The 1,337-nt window shown below is 65.9% G+C and carries 1 protein-coding gene and 1 pseudogene; one reads left to right on the forward strand and one right to left on the reverse strand.

Annotated elements, in window-relative coordinates; genetic code table 11:
- Positions 1-227, forward strand: a pseudogene (locus JV551A3_RS05755) (glutathione peroxidase); the annotation flags it as partial.
- 129 nt (positions 228-356) lie between these two features.
- Here the strand turns inward: JV551A3_RS05755 and JV551A3_RS05760 are convergent.
- Positions 357-1,337, reverse strand: a 981-nt coding sequence (locus tag JV551A3_RS05760; protein WP_133978427.1) for a glycosyltransferase family 4 protein, incomplete at its 5' end; no start/stop codon positions are given.

The following is a 1,337-nucleotide window of genomic DNA, read 5'->3' on the forward strand; positions in this document are numbered from 1 at the left end:
ACGGGGTGAGCTTCCCGCTGGGTGCCAAGCTGGAGGTCAATGGGCCGCAGCGCCACTCGCTGTACCGCCTGCTGGCGGGTGAGGGGGCAGAGTTCCCGGGGGATATTACCTGGAACTTCGAGAAGTTCCTGGTGGGCAAGGATGGGCGGGTGCTGGCGCGCTTTTCGCCGCGCACTGCACCGGATGATCCAGCGGTGGTGCAAGCTATCGAGAAGGCATTGGCCTGAGCGCCTGACGCGGTCCCCCTGTAGGAGCGGCCTTGTGTCGCGATCGGGCTGCAGAGCAGCCCCTCGATGTAGTGGCAATGCTGGTATCCGGGGGCCGCTTTGCGGCCCGATCGCGACACAAGGCCGCTCCTACACAGATCGCGTAGCACCCAGCCTCGAAGCTGATGAAGTCGCAGCCTGGTTCCGGGCTGCGTACAGATACCCCTCGAACTGCTCGACAATCGCCGGCCAGCCTTGGCGGCTGGCATGCTTTCGCGCATTCAGGCGCACCCGCCGTAACGTTTCCTCTTCCTCCAGCAACCAGCAGGCTGCATCGATGAACGCTGCCTGATCCCCCGGCATGGCCAGTGCGCCGCTATGACCATGGCGAAGGTGTTGCGCAGCGGCTGCCTCGTCAAATGCGACCACCGCCAACCCTGAGGCCATGGCTTCGAGCACCACATTGCCAAAGGTTTCGGTCAGGCTCGGAAACAGGAACAGGTCACCGCTGGCGTAGTGTTCGGCCAGTACCTCGCCACGCTGGGCGCCACAGAACACGGCATCCGGGACCTGCTGTTCGAGGGAGGCACGCTGTGGGCCATCCCCCACGATGATCAGGCGCAGGCGTTTGCGAGGAAAAGCCTTCTGCAGGGCCTGCAGGCTTGGACGCAGCAAGCCCAGGTTCTTTTCCGCCGCAAGCCGCCCGACATGCAGGACGGCGATGTCATCCGGCCCAAGCCCCCAGCTTTTCCGTAATGCAGGGCTGCGCCGGGCCGGGTTGAACAGGCAGGCATCGACCCCTCGGGCCAATAGCTCCAGGCGTTCGAAACCACGGCGTTCAAGCTCCAGACGCTGGCTGAGGCTGGGTACCAGGGTGAGCGCCGTGCGCCGGTGGAACCAGCGCAGGTAGTGGGTGAGCAGGCGCGTCAGCAGGCCCAGCCCGTACTGGCCGGAGTACTGCGGGAAGTTGGTGTGGAAGCCGCTGACCACCGCTACCCCCAGGCGCCGGGCCGCGCGCAGTGCGCTGAGCCCAAGCGGCCCCTCGGTGGCGATGTACAGCACATCCGGGCGCTGCCGACGCCAGCGACGCAACAGCTTGTGCATCGACACCTCGCCCCACTGCAAGCCCGG

The organism is Pseudomonas inefficax (assembly GCF_900277125.1).
In the GTDB taxonomy this organism is placed as follows: domain Bacteria; phylum Pseudomonadota; class Gammaproteobacteria; order Pseudomonadales; family Pseudomonadaceae; genus Aquipseudomonas; species Aquipseudomonas inefficax.